This window comes from Streptomyces corynorhini, assembly GCF_003346515.1.
Taxonomy (GTDB): Bacteria; Actinomycetota; Actinomycetes; order Streptomycetales; family Streptomycetaceae; genus Streptomyces; species Streptomyces corynorhini.
Genome location: NZ_QQNA01000223.1, coordinates 21,404 through 27,620 on the forward strand (window position 1 = coordinate 21,404; position 6,217 = coordinate 27,620).

The 6,217-nt window shown below is 72.5% G+C and carries 5 protein-coding genes; all 5 read right to left on the bottom strand.

Features of this window, described 5'->3' with window-relative positions:
- Positions 1-42: 42 nt before the first annotated feature.
- Positions 43-1,008 carry an ABC transporter substrate-binding protein gene (locus DVH02_RS25390; RefSeq protein ID WP_158575938.1) on the bottom strand — a complete coding sequence of 322 codons (966 nt, stop codon included), beginning with the start codon at positions 1,006-1,008 and terminating at the stop codon, positions 43-45.
- A gap of 136 nt (positions 1,009-1,144) precedes the next feature.
- Positions 1,145-2,242 carry a glycoside hydrolase family 5 protein gene (locus DVH02_RS25395; RefSeq protein ID WP_114626173.1) on the bottom strand — a complete coding sequence of 366 codons (1,098 nt, stop codon included), beginning with the start codon at positions 2,240-2,242 and terminating at the stop codon, positions 1,145-1,147.
- Positions 2,243-2,374: 132 nt separating this feature from the next.
- Complete coding sequence (locus tag DVH02_RS25400; RefSeq protein ID WP_114626174.1) at positions 2,375-3,490, bottom strand: cellulose binding domain-containing protein; 1,116 nt, start codon at positions 3,488-3,490, stop codon at positions 2,375-2,377.
- A 233-nt stretch (positions 3,491-3,723) separates the two neighbouring features.
- Positions 3,724-4,758, bottom strand: coding sequence for an L-idonate 5-dehydrogenase (locus tag DVH02_RS25405; protein WP_114626175.1), 1,035 nt, complete (start codon positions 4,756-4,758; stop codon positions 3,724-3,726).
- Positions 4,755-6,152: an MFS transporter gene (locus DVH02_RS25410; protein WP_114626176.1), complete on the bottom strand. Its 1,398-nt coding sequence runs from the start codon at positions 6,150-6,152 to the stop codon at positions 4,755-4,757. The genes DVH02_RS25405 and DVH02_RS25410 overlap by 4 nt, the downstream gene beginning before the upstream one ends.
- Positions 6,153-6,217 lie beyond the last annotated feature (65 nt).

The following is a 6,217-nucleotide window of genomic DNA, read 5'->3' on the forward strand; positions in this document are numbered from 1 at the left end:
GGAGGGCCGTTCCCCGGACGGCGGTACTCGCGTCGCGTGCCCTCACCCCGTTCCGTACGCCGACGCGGACGCGGCGGTGACCACGGGCCCGGCCGACCCGAGCAGCGCGGGCACCGGGGCGAGCACGGCGTCGGCGATCGAGACGGGGGCGGGGATCATGCCCAGCCGGACGTACCGGTCCGCCGCCGTCTGCTGCTCCGCGACCACGTCCGCGCTCACCGGACGCAGCCCCCAGGGCCCGCGGCGCAGCGCCGTCTCCCACGCCGCCGCGTCCGGGGAGCCCGGTACCCCGGCGGCGAAGAGGCCCGCGGCCTCGCGCGGATGACGGGCCGCCCAGGCGTCCGACACCCGCAGCGCCCGGACGAGGGTCTCCAGCAGTCGCGGCTCGGCCACGGCGAAGGCCCGCCCGGCCCACCACACGGACCGGTCGGCGATCTCGGCCCCGGCCTCGGCCAGCACCCGGAGGGAACCGGACCGCCGCGCCTCGGCGACATGGGGATCGCCGGTGACCCGGGCCTCCGCTTCACCGGACTCGAACGCCGACCTGTTCTCGTCGGCGTTCCCGTCGAGCACGACGATGTCGTGGTAGCCGATGCCCACGGATTCCAGCACCGAGGCCAGGAGTTCACTGTGACAGGACCCGTCCGTCATCGCCACCCGCCGGCCGCGCAGGTCCGCGACGGTACGGATGGACGAGTCCGCGGGCACCACCAGCGCGACCCGGCCCGGCCGGGGATCCGAGACCGCCACGTACACGATCTCCACGCCTTCGCTCTGTGCCTGGACGGGCGGCATCGAACCGGTGCCGCCGAAGTCGATCTCGGCCTCCGCGAACAGGTCGATGGTGCACCGGCCGTCGTCGTACTCCACCCACTCCACGACGGCGCCCAGCCTGGCCAGCATCGGTTCGAGCACTCCGAGGCGGCGCAGGACGAACAGCGAGGGGTTGTGGGGATGGACGCCGACGGTGACGACCCGGCCCGAGGACGGGCGTGTGCTGTGCGGCATGGCTGCCCTCTCTCTCCGATGCGGGCGGAACATCGCGATGTCCTGTTCACCGACGTGGCCGACGAGGAGCCCTGGTGGGGGACGGTGCCGGGGGTGACGGTGGATCACCCCCGGCACCGTCCACGGCCGGACGGGCTCACCGGGCGCCGTAGACGGAAGCCTGCCTGGATGTCGCGGCGATGCCGTCCGCACCCTTGAAGATGCGCTGTCCCCACGAGGTCAGCGCGTTCGCGCGGAAGTCGGCCGCCATGTCGAGGTACTCCACACCACCGCTGTTGCCGCTCCAGGACCAGCCGAGATAGCCGAGTCCCAGCGAGCGCGTGGTGGCCATGATGGCGTCCTCGTCCGGGTTGCCGTCCGAGTGCATGTCGCCGAACTCGCCCACCAGGATGGGCAGTCCGGCCGAGGTGAAGCTTCTCAGGTACGAGCCGACCTTGGCCGCCGTGTCGAAGACGCCGTACATGTGGATCGAGAACACGGTGTTGCGGAGGGAGTCGGCGGCGAAGACCGACGCGGCGTTGTCCCGCATGGTGAAGGACCAGTCCTGGCCCCAGTTGGGCGCGTCGACCATCAGTGTGTGCTGGATCCCGGCCGCGCGCAGTTTCTGGACGGCCGCCTTGGTGTCGGCCGTCCAGCCCGCGTAGGCGGTGTTGCCGTACGGCTCGTTGCCGATGTTGACGATGACGTAGTTCTCCTGGCCGGTCAGCGCGGTCCGCACACTGATCCAGTAGTCCGCGGCCCGCGAGAGCGTGACCGCCGCGCCCTGCTCGCCGTAGCCGGTGGTGTCGTGTGCCTCCAGCACGCAGATGAGCTTGTTCCGCTTGCACTGGGCGACGACGTCCGCCACGTCGGCCGCGTCGTTCCTGGTCCACTGGTCACCGGTGCTGAGCACCACGCGGACGGTGTTGGCGCCGAGCGCCTTGATGTCGCTCAGGGCGGCCGTGGTCCGGCTCGGGTACCAGGTGTGGGCGTGGTTGACGCCCCGGACGACGAAGTCGTTGCCGTTCGCCTCGACCAGCCTGCCGCCGCTGACGTGCAGGCCGGTGGCGTGCAGGTCGGTGGCGTGCAGGTCGGTGGCGGCGACGGCCGCGTGCGCCGCCGTCGCCTGCCGCGGGCCGAGGGCGAGCAGGGCGGACAGCGGGAGGAGGGCGAGCAGCGAGAGGAGCAGGCCGAGGCGGGCGGCCGGGCGCGCGGTGGTCCTTCCGGTGGGCCCGGCGGTGGGGGATGCGCTCATGGGGGTCTCCTGTGGGGGTGCCCGGGGTTTCCGGGAGTGTTTCCGGGGCGGGGTGTTCTCGGCCGCGGAGGTGTCGTCGGTCGCAGGGGTGTCGCCGGTCGGAGGGGGCGGCGCGGGCCGGGCGCCGTCCGGTCAGCCGGCGGCGCAGCCCGCGACGGTGATCGCGGACCCGGCGGTGGCGGACCGGGACGCGAGGAGCCCGAAGGCCGTCGACTCTCCGGCCGCGAGCGCGCCGTTCCAGGACAGCGCGTCCACGCTCACCTCGGCCGGGCCGCGGGTGAGCGCGCCGTTCCAGACCTGGGTGATCTCCTCGCCCGCGGGCACGGCGAGCCGGACCGTCCAGCGGCTCAGCGGCGCGGCCCCGGTGTTGCGGACCGTCACCTCCGCCTGGTAGCCGTCCTGCCAGGACGAGACGGTACGGAGCGCGGCGCCGCAGGTGGCGCTCCCCGGCGCGGAGGGGGTCGGCGTCGGGGTGGGAGTGGCCGGGGGAGTCGGTGTCGGGCCGGTGCCACCGGGCGTCAGCAGTGCCGTCAGCGCCGGGTACCAGCGGGCGGCGATCTTGTCGTCGCCCGAACTGTTCGGGTGCACACCGTCGTAGGTGTCGCCGGACGTGCTGAAGCCGGTCCACTGGTCGACGGCGGTCACCGGCGAGCGCGAGGTGCTCCGCGCCGCCGCCCAGCCGGGGATCCGGCTGTTGAGCGCGACCACGCGCTGGGCACACTCCGCGCAGCCGCTCGGATTCATCGGGATGAGCTGGGCGACCAGAATCCTCATGTCCGGGTTGTTCGCCCGCATCTGGCCGAGGAGAGTGTCGTAGGCGGCGAGGATCCGCTCGGGATCGACGGCGTTCCACACGTCGTTGGTGCCGAAGTGCATGACAACGATGTCGGGGTGGGTGGCGTCGAGCCAGCCGGGCAGTTGACTCTGAGCGGCGACGTCGGTCACCAGGGCGCCGCCGTGTCCTTCGTTGTCGCCGTCCCGCGCCTGCGGGCAGCCCTGCGGCCCGAGTGTGCCGACGAAGTCGACCGCGTAGCCGGTCTCCTGGAGCCGGTTGCCGAGCACCGCGCGCCAGCAGCCCGGCGAGCCGGTGATGGAGTCGCCCAGCGGCATGATCCGTACGGGGTCGGCCGCCGCCGACGCCGCGCTGTCCGGATGGGCGAGCAGCCCGCCGACGGTGAGCGCGGTGAGTGCGAGGACGGCCAGGACCGCCCGTAACGCCGTGTTGTGCCGCAAGTCCGTGTTCCGCATATCCAAGGTCCCTTCTCGTGTATGCGGAGTCCGACGAGCCTCGTGCGTGCGGAGGGCCACGAGGCGTGGGAGCGCTCCCACTTCAGGGTGGAGCGGTCCGCGTGCGCTGGCCACATCAACCCACTGTTGTCGAGCGCGCGTCAAGAGAAGTGACGGAGATCGGTTCCCGGCAAGGGTGTTCGGCCCGGTGTGCGGGGCCCGCGAGGGGCCCCGCACCACCCGTCACCGCGAGGTCATCGGGCCGCTGTCCGGTCCAGCCGCAGCATGACCTTGCTGCTGCCGCTTCCGGCGGCGACGGCCAGCGCCTCTCCCGCCCGGTCGAGGCCGAAGCGGTGGCTGATGACGGGCGACACGTCGAGTCCGTCGCGCATCGCGGCCAGCGCGTCGTCGATCTCCTCGACGAAGCGGTACGAGCCGATCCAGGTGATCTCCCGGGTCACCAGGTCCCCGAGCGCGGCGGGCGCGGCGGCCCCGGGCAGGTTGCCGACCTGGACGAGCGTGCCGCCGCGCGCCGTCGCCCGCAGCACCGGCCCCAGCGCGGCGGGGGCTCCCGAGGCGTCGAAGGACAGCTCGACGTCCTCGGGCAGGGGCGCGCCCGAGGAGACGTCGACCGTCTCGTCCGCGCCCATCGCACGGGCGACGCGCAGCGACGTCCCGGAGAGGTCGGACGCGATCACGGCGGCGGCCCCCCGGTGTTTCAGCGCCGCCACGACCAGCGCCCCGATCGGTCCTGCGCCGTTGACGAGTACGGTCCTGCCGCGCACGTCCCCGGCGCGGCGCACCGCGTGCAGGGCGACGGCGAGGGGCTCGGCGAGCGCGCCGTGTTCCGTGCTCACCCCTTCGGGCAGCGGGCGTATCCGGTCGGCGCGGACCACGCGGTACTCGCTGAACCCGCCGTCGGTGTGCGGGTCGAAGGCCGCCGATCCGAAGTACCTGATCCGCCGGTGGAGGTTGGTGCGGCCGGCGATCCGCTCGGGCAGCGGCTCGTTCCCCTCCGGCTCCGCCGGGTGGACGGTGACGGGCTGACCGTCCGTCAGGCCGCTTGTTCCCGGACCGGTTTCGGCGATCCGCCCGGCGACCTCGTGCCCGAGGACCAGCGGGTGCCTCAGTGCGGCGGTCCCGGACACGCCGTGTTTCCAGTACGCGACGTCGGAGCCGCAGATCCCGCCCCACTCCATGGCGACGAGGACCTCTCCGGGGCCCGGCTCGGGGCGCGGGCGCTCGTCGATCCGCAGATCGCGCGGCCCGTGGACGACGACGGCCTTCACGCGGCGTCCTCCAGCCGTACCAGGTCGCGCCCGCGCGTCTCGGGGGCGAGGAACGCGGACACCAGGGTGATCAGCGAGTAGCCGACGAGCATCGCGGCGATCGGCCACCAGCTGCCGGTGACGGCGGTGAGCGTCGCCGCGACCACCGGGCCGATCGCGGTGGCGAGGATGCCGCCGATCTCCTTGGACAGGGCGAGTTGGGTGAAGCGGGTACGGGAGCCGAACAGTTCGGCCATCGTCACGCTCTCCAGCGAGAACAGGCCCAGGACCCCGACATTGAGTCCGAGGACCATACCGAGCATCAGCGCCGGGGTGGAGCCTGAGGTGATCAGCAGCATCATCGGGAAGGCGAGGACCATGGTCAGCAGGGTGAGAGCGAGGTACATCGGGCGGCGGCCGAAGCGGTCCCCGAGCAGCCCGACCAGCGGCACGGTGAGGAAGCCCAGCAGCGAACCGTAGACGATCGCGTCGGTCGGCACGGCCCGGTCGGCGTGCAGATTCGTGGCGATGTAGCCGACCAGGAAGGTCTGGATCAGCCCCGAGTTGCCCGCCTGCCCGAACCGCAGCCCGAGGGCGAGGAAGAACGCCTTGCCCTTGCGCTGGCGGATCCCGGCCTCCAGGACGCTCTCCCGCTTCTCCTCCAGGGCGGCGCTGTCGAGAGCGGACTCGACCTCCGTGCGGGACATCGCCACTCCGTCCACGACGTCCGGCCGCTCCTCGAAGACCGGGCTCTCCTTGAGGTTGCGGCGCAGCCACACCGCGAAGATCATCAGCAGGAAGCTGAGCAGGAACGGCAGCCGCCAGCCCCACGAGAGCAGCTGCTCCTCGCTGAGCACGGCGAGCAGGATCGCCCACAGTCCCGACGCGGCCAGCGTGCCGGAGTTGGTGCCGAGCGAGACCAGCGAGGAGACCAGGCCACGCCGCTTGACGGGGGCGTACTCGGCGAGCATCACGGTGGCCCCGGCGATCTCGGCGCCCGCCCCGAAGCCCTGCACGAGCCGCAGGACGACCAGCAGGACCGGCGCGAGGATGCCGATCGCCCCGTACGTGGGCAGCGCCCCGATCAGCGTGGTCGACGCGCCCATCAGCAGGATGGTCAGGAACAGCACTTTCTTGCGGCCGATCCGGTCGCCCATGCGGCCGAAGTAGACGGCCCCGGCGAGCCGGGCGACATAGCCGACGCCGTAGGTGGCCATGGCGGCGATCAGCCCGATGGCCGGGCTGACGTCGGGGAAGAAGATCTTGTTGAAGACGATGGCGGCAGCCAGCGAGTAGAGCTGGAAGTCCATGAACTCCATCGCCGTACCGAGCCAGCCGGAGACGGCTGCTCTGGTGAGGTCGCGTGTGGTGCGCGTCACGGGGCCGGTGGGCTCCGTCCGCGTGGTGTCCGTCATGGTGAACTCCGTTGTTCAGGGCCGTGCTGGTGAGCGGGGCGGGGACGGGGGTGGAGGCGAAGGGG